General features: G+C 72.1%; 20 protein-coding genes. 14 read left to right on the top strand and 6 right to left on the bottom strand.

Going from position 1 to position 19,790, the window contains the following annotated elements; translation table 11 throughout:
- Positions 1-66 precede the first annotated feature (66 nt).
- From IEZ20_RS01455 to IEZ20_RS01415, 9 genes are all read left to right on the top strand, one after another.
- A complete protein-coding gene (locus tag IEZ20_RS01455) occupies positions 67-1,224 on the top strand; it encodes a carbohydrate kinase family protein (RefSeq protein WP_189294214.1) in 1,158 nt (385 codons plus the stop codon).
- A gap of 175 nt (positions 1,225-1,399) precedes the next feature.
- A complete protein-coding gene (locus tag IEZ20_RS01450; RefSeq protein WP_189294213.1) occupies positions 1,400-2,479 on the top strand; it encodes a PhoH family protein in 1,080 nt (359 codons plus the stop codon).
- Positions 2,480-2,491: 12 nt separating this feature from the next.
- Positions 2,492-2,989, top strand: coding sequence for an rRNA maturation RNase YbeY (gene ybeY, locus IEZ20_RS01445; protein ID WP_030657030.1), 498 nt, complete (start codon positions 2,492-2,494; stop codon positions 2,987-2,989).
- A 9-nt stretch (positions 2,990-2,998) separates the two neighbouring features.
- Positions 2,999-4,300 (top strand): hemolysin family protein, encoded by a 1,302-nt coding sequence (locus tag IEZ20_RS01440; RefSeq protein WP_189294212.1) that lies wholly within the window; start codon positions 2,999-3,001, stop codon positions 4,298-4,300.
- Positions 4,297-4,656: an MmcQ/YjbR family DNA-binding protein gene (locus IEZ20_RS01435; RefSeq protein ID WP_189294211.1), complete on the top strand. Its 360-nt coding sequence runs from the start codon at positions 4,297-4,299 to the stop codon at positions 4,654-4,656. Before IEZ20_RS01440 ends, IEZ20_RS01435 begins: the two co-directional genes overlap by 4 nt.
- A gap of 95 nt (positions 4,657-4,751) precedes the next feature.
- Positions 4,752-5,105 carry a cytidine deaminase-like protein gene (locus IEZ20_RS01430; RefSeq protein ID WP_189294210.1) on the top strand — a complete coding sequence of 118 codons (354 nt, stop codon included), beginning with the start codon at positions 4,752-4,754 and terminating at the stop codon, positions 5,103-5,105.
- A gap of 211 nt (positions 5,106-5,316) precedes the next feature.
- Positions 5,317-5,793, top strand: a complete 477-nt coding sequence (locus IEZ20_RS01425) for a hypothetical protein (RefSeq protein ID WP_189294209.1) — start codon at positions 5,317-5,319, stop codon at positions 5,791-5,793.
- A gap of 151 nt (positions 5,794-5,944) precedes the next feature.
- A complete protein-coding gene (locus IEZ20_RS01420; RefSeq protein WP_189294208.1) occupies positions 5,945-7,273 on the top strand; it encodes a WxL domain-containing protein in 1,329 nt (442 codons plus the stop codon).
- Between the two features lie 95 nt (positions 7,274-7,368).
- Positions 7,369-8,385 (top strand): WxL protein peptidoglycan domain-containing protein, encoded by a 1,017-nt coding sequence (locus IEZ20_RS01415; RefSeq protein ID WP_189294207.1) that lies wholly within the window; start codon positions 7,369-7,371, stop codon positions 8,383-8,385.
- On the opposite strand, the gene IEZ20_RS01410 is transcribed toward IEZ20_RS01415, so the two are convergent.
- Both IEZ20_RS01410 and IEZ20_RS01405 read right to left on the bottom strand, forming a co-directional pair.
- Positions 8,279-8,617 carry a P-II family nitrogen regulator gene (locus IEZ20_RS01410; protein ID WP_189294206.1) on the bottom strand — a complete coding sequence of 113 codons (339 nt, stop codon included), beginning with the start codon at positions 8,615-8,617 and terminating at the stop codon, positions 8,279-8,281. The genes IEZ20_RS01415 and IEZ20_RS01410 overlap by 107 nt on opposite strands.
- Complete coding sequence (locus IEZ20_RS01405) at positions 8,614-9,924, bottom strand: ammonium transporter (protein ID WP_189294205.1); 1,311 nt, start codon at positions 9,922-9,924, stop codon at positions 8,614-8,616. The genes IEZ20_RS01410 and IEZ20_RS01405 overlap by 4 nt, the downstream gene beginning before the upstream one ends.
- A 152-nt stretch (positions 9,925-10,076) precedes the next feature.
- Between IEZ20_RS01405 and era the strand changes: the two genes are divergently transcribed.
- Positions 10,077-11,030, top strand: a complete 954-nt coding sequence (era, locus tag IEZ20_RS01400) for a GTPase Era (RefSeq protein ID WP_189294204.1) — start codon at positions 10,077-10,079, stop codon at positions 11,028-11,030.
- Here the strand turns inward: era and IEZ20_RS01395 are convergent.
- Entirely contained in the window at positions 11,027-11,881 is an 855-nt protein-coding gene (locus IEZ20_RS01395) for a helix-turn-helix transcriptional regulator (RefSeq protein WP_189294203.1), read from the bottom strand. The genes era and IEZ20_RS01395 overlap by 4 nt on opposite strands.
- A 124-nt stretch (positions 11,882-12,005) precedes the next feature.
- Between IEZ20_RS01395 and IEZ20_RS01390 the strand changes: the two genes are divergently transcribed.
- The gene (locus tag IEZ20_RS01390) at positions 12,006-12,854 is read left to right on the top strand and encodes an NAD-dependent epimerase/dehydratase family protein (RefSeq protein ID WP_189294202.1); all 849 of its coding nucleotides are present in this window, start codon (positions 12,006-12,008) and stop codon (positions 12,852-12,854) included.
- Here IEZ20_RS01390 and IEZ20_RS01385 read toward each other — a convergent pair.
- From IEZ20_RS01385 to IEZ20_RS01375, 3 genes are read right to left on the bottom strand one after another with little or no spacing between them, the layout of a single operon-like run.
- On the bottom strand, positions 12,851-14,167 hold the full coding sequence (locus tag IEZ20_RS01385; RefSeq protein WP_189294201.1) for a GH1 family beta-glucosidase: 1,317 nt from the start codon (positions 14,165-14,167) through the stop codon (positions 12,851-12,853). The two genes, IEZ20_RS01390 and IEZ20_RS01385, sit on opposite strands and share 4 nt — an antisense overlap.
- Positions 14,168-14,224: 57 nt before the next feature.
- On the bottom strand, positions 14,225-14,491 hold the full coding sequence (locus IEZ20_RS01380; protein WP_189294200.1) for a protealysin inhibitor emfourin: 267 nt from the start codon (positions 14,489-14,491) through the stop codon (positions 14,225-14,227).
- Positions 14,492-14,512: 21 nt separating this feature from the next.
- Positions 14,513-15,583 carry a M4 family metallopeptidase gene (locus tag IEZ20_RS01375; protein ID WP_189294199.1) on the bottom strand — a complete coding sequence of 357 codons (1,071 nt, stop codon included), beginning with the start codon at positions 15,581-15,583 and terminating at the stop codon, positions 14,513-14,515.
- Positions 15,584-15,922: 339 nt separating this feature from the next.
- On the opposite strand from IEZ20_RS01375, the gene leuA reads away from it, so the two are divergent.
- The 3 genes from leuA (at position 15,923) to IEZ20_RS01360 (ending at position 19,764) form a co-directional block, all read left to right on the top strand.
- Positions 15,923-17,644: a 2-isopropylmalate synthase gene (gene leuA / locus IEZ20_RS01370; protein ID WP_189294198.1), complete on the top strand. Its 1,722-nt coding sequence runs from the start codon at positions 15,923-15,925 to the stop codon at positions 17,642-17,644.
- A gap of 186 nt (positions 17,645-17,830) precedes the next feature.
- Positions 17,831-18,526 carry a tellurite resistance TerB family protein gene (locus tag IEZ20_RS01365; RefSeq protein WP_189294197.1) on the top strand — a complete coding sequence of 232 codons (696 nt, stop codon included), beginning with the start codon at positions 17,831-17,833 and terminating at the stop codon, positions 18,524-18,526.
- Between the two features lie 50 nt (positions 18,527-18,576).
- Positions 18,577-19,764, top strand: a complete 1,188-nt coding sequence (locus tag IEZ20_RS01360; protein ID WP_189294196.1) for a sialidase family protein — start codon at positions 18,577-18,579, stop codon at positions 19,762-19,764.
- The last annotated feature ends 26 nt before the right edge of the window (positions 19,765-19,790 follow it).

Genomic DNA, 19,790 nt, shown 5'->3' with positions numbered 1-19,790 from the left:
GTACGGCGTCCCGGTGCGTGACCTGGTGCACACTGGCCAGAACCGCACCACGCCAGGGAGCGCACCGTGACGTCGTCGCACACCCTCACCGGAGAGGAACCGGAACACCTCACCCAGGCAGCGCGCTGCCAGACCCAGGTGGACCCGCTCGCCGCGCTGCGCGCCCCCGGCGACCCGCCCTGGGACGTCTACCTCACCGGCACCGTCTTCCTCGACATCATCTTCACCGGCCTGGACTCGGCGCCGGTGCGCGGCACCGAGTCCTGGGCCCGCGGCATGGGCTCCAGCCCCGGCGGGGTCGCCAACATGGCCACCGCCCTGGCCCGGCTCGGCCTGCGCACCGCCCTCGCCGCGGCCTTCGGCGACGACCACTACGGCGAGTACTGCTGGGACACGCTGGAACAGGGCGAGGGCATCGACCTCTCCGCCTCGCGGACCGTGCCCGGCTGGCACTCCCCGGTGACCGTCTCGATGGCCTACGAGGGCGAGCGGACCATGGTCTCCCACGGCCACGAGCCGCCGCCCGAGGCCGCGTTCCCCCACGAGGGCGCCCCGGCGCACCCGCCCCGCGCGCGTGCGGCCGTCGCCTCCCTCACCCCCGGCACGCGCGCCTCGTGGATCGCCCGGGCGGCCCGCGAGGGCACCCGGATCTTCGCCGACGTCGGCTGGGACGACACCGGCGCGTGGGATCTGTCCGGGCTGGCCGACCTGGAGCACTGCGAGGCGTTCCTGCCCAACGCGGAGGAGGCGAAGCGGTACACCGGCACCGACTGCCCGCGGCTCGCCGCGCACGCCCTGACCGAGTACGTGCCGGTGGCCGTGGTCACCCTGGGGGAGGAGGGGGCCTACGCCGTGGACCGGCGCACGGGGGAGGCCGCCGAGGTGCCCGCGATCGCCGTGGAGGCGCTGGACCCGACCGGGGCGGGGGACGTGTTCGTCGCCGGGTTCGTGACGGGCTCCCTCGCGGGGTGGCCGCTCGCCGACCGGCTGGCCTTCGCCGGGCTCACGGCCGCGCTGTCCGTGCAGGAGTTCGGGGGCTCGCTGTCGGCGCCGGGGTGGTCGGAGATCGGCGCGTGGTGGCGGCGCGTGCAGTCCCTGCCGGGGCAGTCGCCCGCGGCGCTCCGGCGGTACGAGTTCCTGGAGGACCTGGTTCCCGAGCGACTGGACCGGCCCTGGCCGCTGCGGCGGGCCGTACCGACGATCGGCTTCCGCCGCTCCGGCTGACGACCCCGCCGACGACCGGCCCGCGCCGGTCTCCGGCCCGCCGCGGTCCGCCCCCCGGCGGTCGTATGAAAAGCCCTACGGAGTTGTCGGCCCCCCGTCGTACCCTGGAAGCGCGAGGCCGCCCTCAGCTGTGCGGCCGTGACGAGGAGGAAGCGCAGGCCTTAAGCGCCGGCCCATGACACAGACACCCACAGCTCACACCCCCGCGCAGGAGCAGGCGAGAGCGCAGTTCACCGTCCCCGCCCAGCACCCCATGGTGACCGTGCTGGGTTCCGGCGACTCCCTCCTGCGCGTGATCGAGAAGGCCTTCCCGGCGGCCGACATCCACGTCCGGGGCAATGAGATCAGCGCGGTCGGCGACCCGGTGGACGTCGCCCTGATCTCGCGCGTGTTCGACGAGATGATGCTGGTGCTCCGCACCGGGCAACCGATGACGGAGGACGCAGTGGAACGCTCGATCGCGATGCTCAAGGCGAGCGAGAACGGGACGAGCGACGGCCCGGAGACCCCGGCGCAGGTGCTGACGCAGAACATCCTGTCCTCGCGCGGCCGCACGATCCGCCCCAAGACCCTCAACCAGAAGCGGTACGTCGACGCGATCGACAAGCACACGATCGTCTTCGGCATCGGCCCCGCCGGTACCGGCAAGACCTACCTGGCCATGGCCAAGGCCGTGCAGGCCCTCCAGTCCAAGCAGGTCAACCGCATCATCCTGACCCGTCCGGCGGTGGAGGCGGGCGAGCGGCTCGGCTTCCTGCCCGGCACGCTCTACGAGAAGATCGACCCGTACCTGCGCCCGCTGTACGACGCGCTGCACGACATGCTCGACCCGGACTCCATCCCCCGGCTGATGGCCGCGGGGACGATCGAGGTCGCGCCGCTCGCCTACATGCGCGGACGCACGCTCAACGACGCCTTCATCATCCTGGACGAGGCCCAGAACACGAGCCCCGAGCAGATGAAGATGTTCCTCACCCGCCTCGGCTTCGACTCGAAGATCGTGATCACGGGTGACGTGACCCAGGTCGACCTGCCCAACGGGCAGAAGTCCGGTCTGCGGCAGGTGCAGGAGATCCTCGAAGGGGTCGAGGACGTCCACTTCTCCCGGCTGTCGTCCCAGGATGTCGTCCGGCACAAGCTGGTGGGCCGTATCGTCGACGCGTACGAGCAGTACGACAGCAAGTACGGCACCGAGAACGGCGCTCCCAAGGGCGGCCGTGGCACGTCCGGCGCCAAGGGCACCAAGGGGAAGTAGACCAGCACGACCATGTCGATCGACGTCAACAACGAGTCCGGCACCGAGGTAGACGAGCAGGCGATCCTGGACATCGCCCGCTACGCGCTCGCGCGGATGCGCATCCACCCGCTCTCCGAACTCTCGGTGATCGTCGTGGACGCCGACGCCATGGAGCAGCTGCACATCCAGTGGATGGACCTTCCGGGTCCCACCGATGTCATGTCGTTCCCGATGGACGAGCTGCGCCCGCCGTCCAAGGACGACGACGAGCCGCCGCAGGGGCTGCTCGGCGACATCGTGCTGTGCCCGGAGGTCGCCGCGAAGCAGGGGGCCGAGGCGCCCACGCAGCACTCCATGGACGAGGAGCTGCAGCTGCTCACCGTCCACGGCGTGCTGCACCTGCTCGGGTACGACCACGAGGAGCCCGACGAGAAGGCCGAGATGTTCGGGCTCCAGGCCGCCATCGTGGACGGATGGCGGGCCGAGCGCGGCCTGACCGGGCCCTCCCCGGCGCCGACCGTCTCGTAAGCGGGCCGTATGTCTCCGCAGCTCGTGGTCGGCGCGATCGCGCTGGTCGTCGTCGCCTGGCTCGCCGCCTGCGCGGAGGCCGGCATCGCGCGCGTCTCCAGCTTCCGCGCCGAGGAGGCCGTGAAGTCCGGCCGGCGGGGCAGCGCGCGGCTCGCGCAGATCGCCGCCGACCCCACCCGCTATCTGAACGTCGCCCTGCTGGTCCGCGTGGCCTGCGAGATGGCCGCGGCGGCCCTGGTGACGTACGCCTGCCTGCAGGAGTTCGCCGCCACCTGGCAGGCCCTGCTGGTCGCCATCGGCGTGATGGTGCTCGTGTCGTACGTCGCCGTCGGCGTCTCCCCGCGCACCATCGGCCGCCAGCACCCCGTCAACACGGCGACCGCGGCGGCGTACGTGCTGCTGCCGCTGGACCGCGTCCTGGGGCCGATCCCCTCCCTGCTGATCCTGATCGGCAACGCCCTCACGCCCGGCAAGGGCTTCCGGCGCGGGCCGTTCGCCTCCGAGGCGGAGCTGCGCGCGCTGGTCGACCTCGCCGAGAAGGAGTCGCTGATCGAGGACGAGGAGCGCCGGATGGTGCACTCGGTCTTCGAGCTGGGCGACACCCTGGTGCGCGAGGTGATGGTGCCGCGCACCGACCTGGTCACCATCGAGCGCTTCAAGACCATCCGCCAGGCCCTCACCCTGGCCCTGCGCTCCGGCTTCTCCCGCATCCCGGTCACCGGTGAGAGCGAGGACGACATCGTCGGGATCGTGTACCTGAAGGACCTGGTCCGCAAGACGCACATCAACCGGGAGGCGGAGGGCGACCTGGTCTCCACGGCGATGCGCCCGGCCGTCTTCGTGCCCGACACCAAGAACGCCGGCGACCTGCTGCGCGAGATGCAGAAGGAACGCAACCACGTCGCCGTCGTCATCGACGAGTACGGCGGCACCGCCGGCATCGTCACCATCGAGGACATCCTGGAGGAGATCGTCGGCGAGATCACCGACGAGTACGACCGGGAACTGCCGCCCGTGGAGGACCTCGGCGACGACCGCTTCCGGGTCACGGCCCGCCTGGACATCACCGACCTCGGCGAGCTGTACGGGCTGGAGGAGTACGACGACGAGGACGTGGAGACCGTCGGCGGACTGCTGGCCAAGGCGCTCGGCCGGGTGCCCATCGCGGGTGCCTCCGCCGAGGTCATGCTGCCCGACGGGCGCAGCCTGCGGCTGACGGCGGAGGCCGCGGCCGGCCGCCGCAACAAGATCGTGACGGTCCTGGTCGAACCCCTCCCCGTCCCCGTTCCCGAGGAGGCCGGGCCCGAATGACCCCGCAGCAGCTGCGCGCCTTCTGCCTCTCCTTCAACGCGGCGGTCGAGGACTTCCCGTTCAACCCCGAGACGTCGGTCTTCCGGGTGCTGGGCAAGATGTTCGCGCTGGCCGGCCTGGACGCGCGGCCCCTGACGGTCAACCTCAAGTGCGACCCGGAGGACGCCCTGCGGCTGCGGGAGGAGCACGAGGGGCTGATCGTGCCGGGCTGGCACATGAACAAGCGGCACTGGAACACCGTGACGGTGGACGGCGGGCTCCCCGACCGGCTGGTGAAGGAGCTGATCGAGGACTCGTACGACCTGGTCGTCGCGGGCCTGCCGAGGGCGGAGCGACTGCGGCTGGACCGGCCGTGAACGGCGCGTGGGGGCGGGTGGTGCACACGGGTGCGCGCGGTGGGATCGTGCAGACCCTCGGCTGACTCCCGCCGGGGACTTCGTATGCTCGGGGCATGACCGAGAGCAACGCGCTTGACCCCGAGGACCGCAAGATCGTCACCCTGGCCCGTTCCGCGCGGGCGCGCAACGCGGTGCCCGAGGGCGCGGCCGTACGGGACGACACCGGGCGGACCTACGTCGCCGGGTCGGTGGACCTCGCCTCGCTGAAGCTGAGCGCGCTGCGGACGGCCGTCGCCATGGCCGTGGCCTCCGGGGCCACCTCCCTGGAGGCGGCGGCGGTGGTCAGCGAGGCGGAGTCCCTGCCGGAGGAGGACCTGGCCGCCGTCGCCGACCTGGGGGGCGCCGGGACGCCGGTGCTGCTCGCCGCGCCCGACGGCACGGTGCGGGTCACCGTCTCCGCGGGCTGAGGCGGCACCGCACAGGACTCACCGAACAAAAGGTCGGCTGGAATTCAACCTTGTTGGGTTCCCGTCGCCGCGCGTCAATGGGGCCATACGATCCGACGGGCCGTCAGATCCGCACCCCCGCGCAGTGTGCCCGCACCCGCCTGCGCAGGCCTTCCCGTCCGTCGGCCGTCCCCGCACGGCACTCCCCACCAGGAAAGGGAAGCGGATCCCCATGAGAGGCATGCGCACGGCAACGGGTGCGGCACTGGCCGCCGGGGCCCTCGCGGTCACCGGACTCGCCTTCGCCCCCACCGCGGCCGCCGTCACTCCCCAGTCGGCGACCATCACCGCGAACTGCGGCATCTTCGGCGGTGGCACGGCCACGCTCACCGCCACCCAGGTCGGCACCTCGGCCACCCTCACCCTCACCTCCACCGCGATCAAGACGCCGGTCGCGGTGGCACAGGACTCGATCGCCTCCACGCTCACCGTGGTCAAGGCGAGCGGCGGCACCACCGTCTTCAGCGGCACGAAGAACCCGGCCATGGCGAGCGGCTCGGCGGTCACCGTCGGCCCGCTGCCCGGCATCGTGGCCCCCGGCGACCGCCTGGAGGCGTACGGCGGCTCGCTGAAGATGGTGATCTTCGGGGTCACCGTGACCTGTACGGCCTCGGCCAAGCAGTCGCCCGGCCCGTTCGTGTTCGACTGACCGAACTGAGTGATGTGTTCCGGATGCCGCAGAAACTGATGATCCGTCAGATTTCTGCGGCATCTCCATTGACTTCTCACCCCAGCTCCACATCAATGCCCCCTGTCGGCGCAGACGAGCCGCTGCGCCAGCAACCCTCAGGAGGGGGCCCATGGGTCCGACACCCCGAAGAGCCCGACGGTGGCGCTGGGCGTCACTGCTCGGGGCGACCGCCCTCGCGGTCACCGCGGGCGGCGCGCTGGCCTGCCCGGCCGGCGCCGCCGGCACCGACGTGGACTTCGCCACGCACTGCATTCCGCCGGCCGTCGCGGGCATCCCGCCCATCGACGGCACCACCACCGGGAACGTCACGGTGGACAACACCAGTCCCAAGGTCGGCGACACCGTCACCGTGACCTACACCGTGGTCAAGGCCGCCGCCAGCAACCCCACCGACCTGGCCCTGCCGGCCGACATCATGACCCCGACCGGGAAGGTCACGCTCGGCGGCGCCCAGAGCGGCGCCGTCACCGTCGCCGGACCGAAGAAGAACCCGCCGGTGCCGGGGAAGGCCGCCTTCCCGTCCTTCTCCATGACCGGCACGTTCACCGTCACCAAGGCCGGGCAGATCACCCTCTCGCCCGGCGACTACAACATCCACACCAGCTACATCCTGGAGCTGGACACCCCCTGCACCGTCATCACCCCGCCCGCCCCGGTCTCCCAGACCATCACCGCGACCGACGGCACGCCCGCCAACACCCGCGCCATCTCGCTCGGTTCGGCCTCCGGTGACCCCGGGGCCGGCGTCACCGTCAGCGGCAGCAACTTCACACCGGGCGCCACCGTCACCCTGGCCGGGCGGGCCGGCGGCACCCAGACCGCGGACACCGCGACCGTGACCGCGAACGCCCAGGGCTCCTTCAGCGGCACCCTCGTCGTCCACGACAAGGCGACGACCGGGATCGTGGCCTACGAGGGTGGCTCCTGGAACCCGGACAAGGGCGCCGGCCCCGCGGCCTACGTCGTCAACGACAACACACCCGTCCCGGCCGGCGGCCAGAAGCTGACCACCACCGTCAAGGCGGGCACCCTCTCCATGTCCCAGGCCGGTGACTCCGTCGCCCTGTCCGGGGTCGACTTCGGCCAGGGCGGAGCCTCCACCGGCAGCCTGAACACGGTGACCGTCAAGGACTTCCGCGGCGGACCCGCGGGCTGGTCCCTGACCGGCAAGGTCACCGACTTCACCGGCCCCGGCGGCAGGATCGACGCCGGCCGGCTGAGCTGGACCCCCGCCTGCGCGACCAGGCCGGGCAGCCCCAGCACCTGCAAGGCCGGCTCGGCGGGCACCGTGGGCAGCGCGGGCGCGACCCTCGCGTCCACCTCCGACGGCACGCTGACCGGCGGTGAGTTCACCGTCGACGCCGGGCTCTCCCTGGACGTACCGGCGTTCACGCCGCCCGGCGCGTACTCCGGGGTGCTCACGCTGACGCTCACCTGACCGCACGGGCGTCCGCACCCGCCCGTCCCCCTGCCCGCGCCGTCTCCCGTGCCTTCGGCGCCTTCCGTGTCTTCCGTCCATGGGGGTCCGCACCCATGCGCAAGCTGCACGTCCTCCTGAGCCTGACCGTCCTGCTCCTCGGCCTGCCCACGGCAGCGGCCCGCGCCGCCGACAACGGCAGCTGGTCCGTCTACCCGGTCGCCTCGAAGATCGCCGCGCGGCCCTACTTCACCTTCTCCGCCGAGCCCGGCCAGACCCTCACCGACAAGGTCGCCGTCCGGAACAGGACCGCCCGGCCGCTCACCTTCCGGCTCTACGCCGCCGACGCCTACAACACCGCCCGCGACGGCGGGTTCGCCGTACGCACCCGGAACGAGCCGATGCGCGGGGTAGGCGCCTGGGCCAGGCCCGCGAAGTCCCGGATCACCGTACCCGGGCACCGGACGCTCACCGTGCCCTTCACCCTGCGCGTCCCCGACGGGGCCGGACCCGGCGACCACCCCGGCGCGATCGTCGCCCTGGACGAACGGGTCGACCACGGCAGCGGCAGCCTCGCGCTCGGCGTGCAGCGGGCCGTCGGCGCCCGGGTCTACCTGCGGGTCGGCGGTCCCACGCTGCCCGCGCTCTCCGTCGGCGACCTGCGCGTCAGCCACCACCAGCCGCTCGTCCCCGGCCTCGGCGACAGCACCGCCACCGTCTCCTACACCCTGCGCAACACCGGCAACGTCACCCTCCACCCCAAGGCGGAGCTGACGGCGCGCGGACTGTTCGGCCGTACGCTGCTCGACCGGGAGCTGACCCGGGTGCCCGCCGAACTGCTGCCGGGGCAGCGGGTACGGCTCACCGAGAGCTGGCGCGGGGCACCCCAGTTCGACCGGGCCGACGTGACGCTCACCGCCAGCGCCCAGGACAGCCGCGAGTCGGCGAGCGCCGGCTTCCTCGCGCTGCCCTGGCTGCCGGTCGCGCTGGTGTCCGCAGCCGGAGCGCTCACCGGGGTACTGCTGGTCAGAGCGCGTCGGGCCCGCGCTCGCCGGTCCGCACCCGGACGACCGTCTCCACCGGAACGGCCCACACCTTCCCGTCCCCGATCTTCCCCGTCTGCGCGGCCCTGACGACCGCGTCGATCACGTCGTCGGCGACGGCGTCCTCCACCACGACCTCGATCCGCACCTTCGGCACCAGGTCGACCCGGTACTCGGCCCCCCGGTACACCTCGGTGTGGCCGCGCTGCCGGCCGTAGCCGCTCGCCTCGGTGACGGTCAGACCGTGCACCCCCAGCTCCTGCAGGGCGGTCTTGACCTCGTCGAGGCGGTACGGCTTGACGATGGCGGTGATGAGCTTCATGCCTGGGTCTTGACCTTCTGGGCGGAGGGGAGAACGGAGTGGGAGACCGGGGCGCCGTGGCCCAGGACGCCGTGATCGTATGCGGTCTCGGCGTGCACCGTAAGGTCCAGGCCGGTGTGCTCCTGCTCCTCGCTCGCCCGGAAGCCCATCGCCTTGTCGAGCAGCCTGCCCAGGCCGTACGTCACCGCGAAGGCGTACACCGCCACGGCCGCCACGGCCAGCAGCTGCTTGCCGAGCGGAGCGAGCCCGCCGCCGTAGAACAGGCCCTCCACCCCGCCGGTCATCGCCTTCTCGGCGAACAGGCCGATCAGCAGGGTGCCGATGATCCCGCCGACCAGATGGACACCGACGACGTCCAGGGAGTCGTCGTAGTTCAGCTTGAACTTCCAGCTCACGGCGTAACTGCAGACGACACCGGCGGCGAGGCCCACGACCAGGGCGCCGAGCAGGGACACCGTGCCGCACGACGGGGTGATCGCGACCAGGCCGGCCACCGCGCCGGAGGCCGCGCCCAGGGTGGTCGGGTGGCCGTCGCGCCGCTGCTCCACGAAGAGCCAGCCGAGCAGACCGGTGCAGCCGGCGGCGAGCGTGTTGAGGAACGCGGCGGCGGCGAGGCCGTTCGCGCCGAGCGCGGAGCCCGCGTTGAAACCGAACCAGCCGAACCAGAGCAGACCGGCGCCGAGGATCACCATCGGCAGGTTGTGCGGGCGCATCGCGTCCTTCTTGAAACCCAGACGCGGCCCGAGGATCAGGCACAGGGCGAGCCCGGAGGCACCGGAGGTGATCTCCACGGGCAGACCGCCGGCGAAGTCCAGCGCGCCCAGCCCGTCGAGGATCCAGCCACCGGGACCCCACACCCAGTGCGCCACCGGGACGTACACGAGGAGCGTCCACAGCGGTACGAAGACCAGCCACGCCGAGAACTTCGTCCGGTCGGCGACCGCACCGCTGATCAGCGCGGCCGTGATGATCGCGAAGGTCAGCTGGAAGGTGGCGAAGAGGGCGGTGGGGACGGTGCCGTGCACGCTGTCCGGGGTGATGTGCGCCATGCCGGCGTGGTGGAGGCCGCCGATCAGCCCTCCGCCGAGGTCGTCGCCGAACGCCAGCGAGTAGCCGGCCGCCAGCCACACCACCGTGACCAGGGCGATCGACACGAAGCTCATCATCAGCATGTTGAGGACGCTCTTCGTGCGGACCATGCCGCCGTAGAACAGGGCGAGACCCGGGGTCATCAGCAGGACGAGGGCGGTCGCGGCGAGCAGCCAGGCGGTGTCGCCGGTGTTCACGGCGGCGGCAGCGAGGGTCACGGGCTTCTCCAACGGTGTGCGGACTGCGTCAGAGGGTCACCGGTGCCGGTTTCCGGACGCGTACGGCCGTGTTTCCGTGACGTTTCGTTGCGTGAGGGTTACCGAAACCTCACGGTACGGCGGTGCCTCGTGGATCAGGGACAATGAACGGCATGAGCGTTCGCACCCAGTCATCCGACCAGCCGGCCGAGACCGTCCACCGCGCCGGCTTCGCCTGCTTCGTGGGCCGCCCCAACGCGGGCAAGTCCACCCTCACGAACGCTCTGGTCGGGCAGAAGGTGGCGATCACCGCGAACCAGCCGCAGACCACGCGGCACACGGTGCGCGGCATCGTGCACCGGCCGGACTCCCAGCTGATCCTGGTGGACACGCCCGGTCTGCACAAACCGCGCACGCTGCTCGGCGAGCGGCTCAACGACGTCGTGCGGACGACGTGGGCCGAGGTCGACGTGATCGGCTTCTGCCTCCCGGCGAACGAGAAGATCGGTCCCGGTGACCGCTTCATCGCCAAGGAACTGGCCGGGATCCGGAAGACCCCCAAGGTCGCCATCGTCACCAAGACCGACCTGGTCGACTCCAAGACCCTGGCCGAACAGCTGATCGCGATCGACCAGCTGGGCAAGGACCTGGGCATCGAGTGGGCCGAGATCGTCCCGGTGTCGGCGGTGGGCGCCAAGCAGGTGGATCTCCTGGCCGACCTGCTGATCCCGCTCCTCCCCGAGGGCCCGCCCCTCTACCCCGAGGGCGACCTGACGGACGAGCCCGAGCAGGTCATGATCGCGGAGCTGATCCGTGAGGCCGCGCTGGAGGGCGTCCGCGACGAGCTGCCGCACTCCATCGCCGTGGTCGTGGAGGAGATGCTCCCGCGCGAGGACCGCCCCGCCGACCGGCCGCTGCTGGACATCCACGCCAACGTCTACATCGAGCGCCCCAGCCAGAAGGGCATCATCATCGGCCCCAAGGGCAAGCGCCTGAAGGAGGTCGGCATCAAGTCCCGCAAGCAGATCGAGGCGCTGCTGGGCACGCCCGTCTTCCTGGACCTCCACGTGAAGGTGGCCAAGGACTGGCAGCGCGACCCGAAGCAGCTGCGCAAGCTGGGCTTCTAGCCGACGGCTCCCTGGGGGGTCATGTCCTGCAGGCCCACCACCCTCAGCAGCCGGAGTCTGTCGTGGGAGTCCGTGCCGGGGCGGGCTGTGTGGATGATGAGGTGGTGGTGCGCCTCGTGGCTCAGGAGGACCTCGCAGTCGAGTTCCAGGAGGCCCACCACCGGGTGCAGGAAGCGTTTGGTGGCGGGGCGGCGCAGGGACACCTCGTGGTTCTCCCAGAGCCGGGCGAACTCCTCGCTGTGCGCGCGGAGTTCGGTCACCAGGGCCGCCGGGTCCGGGTCGTCGGGGCGGGCCGCGGTCACCGCGCGGAGGTTGGCGACGTGGTCGCGGGCGTGCGCCGGGAGGTCCTCGGGCGGGAACAGGGCGCGGGCCGTCGGATCCAGGAAGAAGCGGCGGGTCAGGTTCCGCTCCCGCGCCGGCCGGGAGGACACGTCGCCCACCAGGGCTTTGGCCAGCGCGTTCTGCGCCAGCACCGTCCCCCAGTCCGTGACCACCTGCGCCGGTGAGTCGTACAGCCGGTCCAGGACCAGCAGCAGGCCGGGCCGGACATGGGGCGAAGCCCCCTCCCGGCGTGGCGGCTCCTCGCCCACCAGGTGGAAGAGGTGGTCCCGTTCGTCCTCGGTCAGCCGCAGCGCCCGCGCCAGCGCCGTCAGCATCTGGCGGGACGGACGCGGGCCCCGCGCCTGCTCCAGGCGCGTGTAGTAGTCGACCGACATCCCGGCCAGCGACGCCACCTCCTCCCGGCGCAGTCCGGGCGTACGACGGCGGGCGCCCGCCGCGAGGCCCACGTCGGACGGTTCCAGCCGGGCACGGCCGCGGCGCAGGAAGTCGGCGAGTTCTGCTCGGTTCACCCCTCCAGCGTGGGGCAGCCCGCCCGGGTTATCCAGGGACTGCCGATCCCACGATCAGGAGGTCTCTCCCGGTCCGCGCTCCGGCCGCCGAGGGTGGAAGCCGTCCACCGAGAGGAGCACCACCATGTCCACCACACTCGTCACCGGCGCCACCGGCCAGGTCGGCACCGGGTTCCTGCCGAGGCTGCTGGCCCAGCGGCGGCCGGGGGAGCAGGTCCGGGTCCTGGTGCGGGACCCCGCCCGCGCCGACCGGCTCTCCGACCTCGGCGCCGAACCCGTCCTCGGCGACCTGCGCGACACCGACGTCCTCGGCAAGGCCCTCACCGGAGCCGACGCGGTCGTCAACATCGCCGCCTCCTTCCGGGGCGTGACGGACGAGGAGATGCGGGCCGTCAACCGCGACGCCGCGCTGGAGCTGGGCCGGGCGGCCCTCGCCTCAGGGGTACGGCGGTTCGTGCAGGCCGGCACCATCCTGGCGTACGGCACCGGCCGCGGCCGGCCGCTCGTCGAGGACGACCCCACCGTGCCGGGCGGCCCGCTGTGGATGGCGTACCCGGAGGCCAAGGCGGAGGCCGAGCGCGGACTGCTGGCGCTGGACGGGCTGGACGTCCGCGTCGGCCGCCTCGGCTTCGTCTACGGCGAGGGCGACCCGCACCTGCCGGGTATCACCCGCTGGACCGCCGCCCAGCCCGCCACCAAGCGGCACCACCTGGTGCACGTCGCCGACGTCGCCCAGGGCCTGCTGCGCCTGCTGTACGCCCCCGGCGCCGACGGCCGCACCTACAACATCGCCGACGACGCCCCGGTCACCGTCCTGGACATCCACCGGATCCTCGGCGTGGAGCCGCCCGCGGACGGCCCCGACCCCGACCCCTGGTACGCCATCGCCTCCACCGACCGCATCCGCCGCGAACTGGGCTACCGGCCCCACTTCCCGACCCTGTGGTCCGCCCGGGACGCCGGCGCCCTCTAGGAGCCCTGCTCCCGCAGCACGTCCCGGAACCAGCGGTACGACGCCTTCGGTGTCCGCCGCAGCGTCTCGAAGTCCACGTGCACCAGGCCGAACCTGCGGGCGTAGCCCTCGGCCCACTCGAAGTTGTCCATCAGCGACCACACGAAGTAGCCGCGCACGTCGACGCCGGCCTCGACCGCCCGGTGCAGGGCCCGGATGTGGGCGTCCAGGTAGGCGATCCGGTCCTGGTCGTCCACGCCCTCGTAGGAGCAGCCGTTCTCGGTGATGACGACGGGCGGGAGCCGGTCGCCGTAGCGCTCGCGGAAGCCGGTGAGCAGTTCCGTCAGGCCCTCCGGCACGACCGGCCAGCCGAAGTCCGTCACCGGGCGGCCCTCGATCCGGCGGACCGAGAAGGGGAGCCCGGCCGGCATCGTCAGGCCGCCGTACTCGGTGTCGCCGCCCTGCGGGGCGCCGACCTGCGTCGGGGCGTAGTAGTTGATCCCGTACCAGTCGACCGGTTCGGCGATCACCTTCAGGTCGGCCTCCACGTCCCCCGGCATCAGGGCGCCCATGCCCTCGGGGTACTCGCCCAGGATGACCGGCTCGGCGAAGAGGCGGTTGAGGAGGACGTCGTAGAAGCCGGCCGCCTCCAGGTCCGCCTGCTCCCGTGAGGCGGGCCAGGTGGGGCCGTGGGAGTTGGCGATGCCGATGTCTCCCGCGCCGGCCGCGCGCAGCGCCCGTACCGCGAGGCCGTGCGCGAGGAGCTGGTGGTGGGCGACCGGGAGGGCGTCGAAGAGCAGCTGCCGGCCGGGGGCGTGGGCCCCCAGGGCGTGCCCGAGCAGCGTGTGCTCGGCGGGCTCGTTGAGGGTGATCCACTTCCGTACCCGGTCGCCGAGCCGGTCCGCGACCACCGTCACGTGGTCGGCGAACCGGGCCGCCGTGTCCCGGTCCAGCCAGTCCAGGTCCGCCGGCAGGTCCCAGTGGAAGAGGGTCGGGACCGGGCGGACGCCCGCCGCGCACAGCTCGTCCACCAGCCGGTCGTAGAAGTCCAGGCCGCCGGGGGAGTTCACCCTCGGCCAGGAGACCGAGAAGCGGTACGCGTCCACGCCGAGGCCGGCGAGGAGGGCCACGTCCTCCCGGTAGCGGTGGTAGTGGTCGCAGGCCACCGCCGCCGTCGAGCCGTCCTTCACCCGGCCGGGCGCGGCCGTGAACACGTCCCACACGGACGGCTCCCGCTCCTCGGCCGCGCCTTCGATCTGGTGGGCCGAGGTCGACACGCCCCACAGGAAGCCGGGCGGGAACCGGGGGACCGGGGTGCCTGCGTCAGTCGCCATGGGCGGATCATCCGTACCGGCGGTAACGGAAGTCAACGCCCCTGCGCGAAGCGGCCGTCAGGCACCCTCCTTCAGCACCCTGGACACCAACTCCCGTTCGTCCTCGCTGAGTCGGGGGTCCGCCGCGTACACCGTGCGGCCGTCCACCGAGATCTCGTAGGCGAAGCCGTCCGGGACCCCGGCCGGAGGGGTGCCCCGGCCGGACGCGAGGACGCGTCCGGCCAGGGCCTGCCAGTCGGGGGCGTCGGGCCGGGCCGAGGTGTCCACCTCGGCCCGGCGCTCGATGCCCGCGAAACCACCCGTGCGTCGCACTCGAATCCGCATGGGTCCGTGTCTAGTACGGAACTACAGCGTCCGCACCCCTACCTGTTCCCACGCCTTCTGCACGGCCTGGAGTTCGCCCCCGGCGCCGTACCGCTCCCGGGCCGCCTTCACCGTCAGTGTGGCGAAGTCGGCGAAGAGGGCGTCCTCCTTCAGCTCGCCGCCGGTCAGCACGTCGTACCAGACCTGCCCCGCCTTCTCCCAGGCGTAGCCGCCGAGGGCGGTGGCGGCCAGGTAGAAGGCGTGGTTGGGGATGCCGGAGTTGATGTGCACGCCGCCGTTGTCGCGGCCGGTGCGGACGTAGTCCTCCATCTTGGCCGGCTGCGGGTCCTTGCCGAGGACGTCGTCGTCGTACGCCGTGCCCGGGGCCTTCATCGAGCGCAGGGCCACCCCGGTGACGCGCGGGGCGAGCAGGCCCGCGCCGATCAGCCAGTCGGCCTCGGCCGCGGTCTGGCCCAGCGTGTACTGCTTGATCAGCGAGCCGAAGACATCGGAGAGCGACTCGTTGAGCGCGCCGGGCTGGCCGAAGTAGGTCAGGTTGGCGGTATGCTGGGTGACGCCGTGGGTCAGCTCGTGCCCGATGACGTCGACCGGGATGGTGAAGTCGAGGAAGATCTCGTTGTCGCCGTCGCCGAACACCATCTGCTCGCCGTTCCAGAAGGCGTTGTCGTAGTTCTCGCCGAAGTGCACGGTGGCGTCCAGCGGCATCCCGTTGTCGTCGATGGAGTGCCGGCCGTAGGCCTTCAGGTACAGCTCGAAGGTGGCGCCGAGGCCCGCGTAGGCGCGGTTGACGGTGGCGTCGGAGCCGGGGTCGGAGCCCTCCTCGCGGACCTTGGTGCCGGGCAGGTCCTGGGTGTGCTCGGCGTCGTAGACGGTGCGGTGCGGCTGGTCGGCGGCGGCACCGGCGGGCGGGGCGACGGCGGGCGCGCCGAGCACCGTGGTCAGGCGGCGCTTGGTGCGCTGGTAGGCGTCGTGCTCCAGGGACCGGCGGGCCGGGCCGGAGAGCGCGGGGTCCTCGTGACGGGCGAGCCTGTCGAGGACGTGCGGCGGGACGATCGTGCAGAAGACGGGCTGGAAGCCCCCGTTGGTCGTCATGTCCGCACCATCGCACTGCGTAACGCCGATGTCACTAGGTGCCACCATGATTGGTGAAATACCGGGACAGGGAGCGCCACGGTCCGTGACGCTGTGGTACGGCGATGTGGTGCGGCGCACTTTTTGTCCCTTTTCGCCGTGCGGTCCCGCATACTGGGACAGGCCCGCGCACCCGGAACGGCTCGGCTAGGCTGCGGAGCATCATGCGTTTCTGGCTGCTTCTTCTTAGCTGCCGCGGCGAGGGCCTGTAGTCGAGGCCGACTCCCTCCCCGCGGAGCTCGGCGTTGCGTCGTCGGCCGTCCACTCGGATACCGGACATCCTGAGGAGCCCACGCCACCATGGCCAACCGCCAGCAGCCCAGCCCCATGCCGATCCGCAAGTACGGTCGCTACGAGCAGGTCGACATCCCGGACCGCACCTGGCCGAACCAGCGGATCACCACCGCCCCCCGCTGGCTCTCCACCGACCTGCGCGACGGCAACCAGGCCCTGATCGACCCCATGTCTCCCGAGCGCAAGCGGCGCATGTTCGACCAGCTGGTCAAGATGGGCTACAAGGAGATCGAGGTCGGCTTCCCCGCCTCCGGCCAGACCGACTTCGACTTCGTGCGCTCGATCATCGAGGAAGAGGGCGCGATCCCCGAGGACGTGACGATCTCCGTCCTGACCCAGGCCCGCGAGGACCTGATCGAGCGGACCGTGGAGTCCCTCAAGGGCGCCCGCCGGGCCACCGTCCACCTGTACAACGCCACCGCGCCGGTCTTCCGACGGGTCGTCTTCCGCGGCTCCAAGGACGACATCAAGCAGATCGCCGTCGACGGCACCCGCCTGGTGATGGAGTACGCCGAGAAGCTGCTGGGCCCGGAGACCGAGTTCGGCTACCAGTACTCCCCGGAGATCTTCACCGACACCGAGCTGGACTTCGCGCTGGAGGTCTGCGAGGCGGTCATGGACGTCTGGCAGCCCGGCCCGGGCCGCGAGATCATCCTCAACCTGCCCGCCACCGTGGAGCGTTCGACCCCCTCCACGCACGCGGACCGCTTCGAGTGGATGCACCGCAACCTCTCCCGCCGCGAGTACGTCTGCCTGTCCGTCCACCCGCACAACGACCGCGGCACGGCCGTCGCCGCCGCCGAGCTGGCCCTGATGGCCGGCGCCGACCGCGTCGAGGGCTGCCTGTTCGGTCAGGGCGAGCGCACCGGCAACGTCGACCTGGTCACCCTGGGCATGAACCTGTTCTCGCAGGGCGTCGACCCGCAGATCGACTTCTCCGACATCGACGAGATCCGTCGCACGTGGGAGTACTGCAACCAGATGGAGGTCCACCCGCGCCACCCGTACGTGGGCGACCTGGTCTACACGTCCTTCTCCGGCTCCCACCAGGACGCCATCAAGAAGGGCTTCGACGCCATGGAGGCCGACGCCAGGGCCAAGGGCGTCACCGTCGACGACATCGAGTGGGCGGTGCCGTACCTGCCGATCGACCCGAAGGACGTCGGCCGTTCCTACGAGGCCGTCATCCGCGTCAACTCGCAGTCCGGCAAGGGCGGTATCTCCTACGTCCTGAAGAACGACCACAAGCTGGACCTGCCGCGCCGGATGCAGATCGAGTTCTCCAGGATCATCCAGGCGAAGACCGACGCCGAGGGCGGCGAGATCACGCCGAAGGAGATCTGGGCGGTCTTCCAGGACGAGTACCTGCCGAACCCCGAGAACCCCTGGGGCCGCATCCAGGTGCGGACCGGCCAGTCGACCACCGACACCGACGGCGTGGACACCCTCACCGTCGAGGCCACGGTCGACGGCGAGGACCGGATCCTGTCCGGCTCCGGCAACGGTCCGATCTCGGCCTTCTTCGACGCCCTGCAGTCCATCGGCATCGACGTACGCCTGCTGGACTACCAGGAGCACACGATGAGCGAGGGCGCCTCCGCGCAGGCCGCCTCCTACATCGAATGCGCGATCGACGGCAAGGTCCTGTGGGGCATCGGTATCGACGCGAACACGACGCGTGCGTCGCTGAAGGCGGTCGTCTCCGCGGTGAACCGCGCGGCCCGCTAGACCCCGTCCGACCGGCACTTTCGGCGCCCCGACCGCGGAACACAGCGGTCGGGGCGCCGTCATGTATCGGCCATCGTGCCCCTCAGGTCACGGAAAGGTCTCTCACGGGGTACTGACTCCGCCTCGCCGATGTGGCTAACATCACGCCAGCGCGGCGATGTTGCCGCGCCGTTACGGAGGTGCGACGTGCTGCCAGTACGGGGACGAGACGGCCGTGCCACCAGGGCTGTGCGCATCCTGGGCACCCGCACCGTGTGGACACCCGTCTCGGACGGCGAGTTCTACTGCCCCGGCTGCGGCGGCGACCGCAACTACCAGCGCCTCACCGGCCGCCGCCGGCTCACCCTGCTCGGCGTGCCGGTGCTGCCGCGCGGGACCACCGGACCGGTGGTGGAGTGCGCGGCCTGCGGACACCACTTCGGCACCGAGGTGCTGGACCACCCCACCACCCGCCGCTTCTCCGCGATGCTCCGCGACGCCGTGCACACCGTCGCCCTCGCCGTGCTCGCCGCGGGCGGCACCGGCTCCCGCACGGCCCTGGAGACGGCCGCCACCGCGGTCCGCGCGGCCGGCTTCGCCGACTGCACCGAGGACCAGCTGGCCGCCCTGGTCGAGGCCCTCGCCGCCGACACCGGCCGCTACTTCGAGCAGCCGTGCGGGGCCGGGCTGACCATAGAGCTGCACGAGGCCCTGGACCCGCTGGCCCCGCACCTCGCCCCGGCCGGCCGCGAGTCCCTGCTCCTCCAGGGCGCCCGCATCGCCCTCGCCGACGGCCCCTACACCCCCGCCGAACGCGACGCCCTCGCCACCGTCGGCGCGGCCCTCACCATCTGCTCCGACGACGTCACCCGCCTGCTGGCCGCGGCCCGCACCCCGTCCTGACCACCCGTACGGAGTAAGACCGCCCCGGCGAGCGCGGGCAGCCTCAGGGAGTGACCCCGCGCAGCCGCTCGCTCCTCACCGGCCTGGTGCTCCTCGCCTCGCTCGCCGCCCGGCCGCCCGCGCACGCCGCGCCCGCGACCGGCGGCTGCGACTCCTCCGTGCCCTACGTCTCCGGGCAGGGCGGCTACGCCGTCTACCGCATCCCGGCCGTGGTGACGACCCGGCAGGGCACGGTCCTCGCCTTCGCCGAGGGCCGCCGCTCCGGTCCCGCGGACACCGGGGACATCGACGTCGTCCTGCGCCGCTCCACCGACGGCGGCTGCACCTGGGGCCCGCTGACCGTCGTGGCCGCCGGACACGGGCACACCCGGGGCAACCCGGCACCCGTGACCGACCCGCACACCGGCGCGATCGTCCTGGTGACCTGCGCCAACAGCGGGACGGTGACGGAGGCGCAGATCATGCGCGGCCAGGTCACCCCGCGGCAGGGCCGCCGGGTCTACGTGCAGCACAGCCGGGACGACGGCCGCCACTTCACCGCCCCCCGCGACATCACCGCCCAGGTGACCCGGCCGGGCTGGCGCTGGTACGCCACCGGCCCCGGCCACGCCCTCGCCTTCACCCACGGCCCCCGCACCGGCCGCCTCCTGATCCCCGCCGACCACTCCGCGGCCCCGCCGCCCGGCTCCCCCGACACCGGCCAGGAACCCAGGTACTACGGCGGCCACGCCCTCTACAGCGACGACCTCGGCCTCACCTGGCACCTCGGCTTCACCGACGACACCCACGACGGCCGCACCAACACCAACGAGACCAGCGCCGCCCAGCTCCCCGACGGCCGCGTCTACCTCGCCGCCCGCGACCAGAACGGCACCGCCCCCGGCAACCGCCTCGACACCTACTCGGGCGACGGCGGCCGCACCCTGGACCGCCCCTTCACCGCCCAGCCGGCCCTGAACGCCGTCCCCGTGGTCCAGGGCAGCGTCCTCCAGGCCCGCGGCCCCGGCGCGCCCCTGCTGTTCTCCGCGCCCTCCGTACCGGACGCCCGCCGCGCCCTCGCCCTGTGGGCCAGCACGGACGCCGGACGCACCTTCACCAGGCTCCGCACCCTCTCCGACCGCCCGGCCGCCTACTCCGACCTCGTCCAGCTCACCCCCGGCACCATCGGCGTCCTCTACGAGACCGGACGGCAAAGCCCGTACGAGACGCTGGAGTTCCGCAGGATCCAGCTGCCCTGACGGCCCCGGGTGTCACAGCCGCGCCC

The organism is Streptomyces cinerochromogenes (genome assembly GCF_014648635.1).
In the GTDB taxonomy this organism is placed as follows: Bacteria; Actinomycetota; Actinomycetes; order Streptomycetales; family Streptomycetaceae; genus Streptomyces; species Streptomyces cinerochromogenes.
Note: the sequence above shows the minus strand (reverse complement) of the source record. Positions and strands in the feature narration are given on the sequence as shown.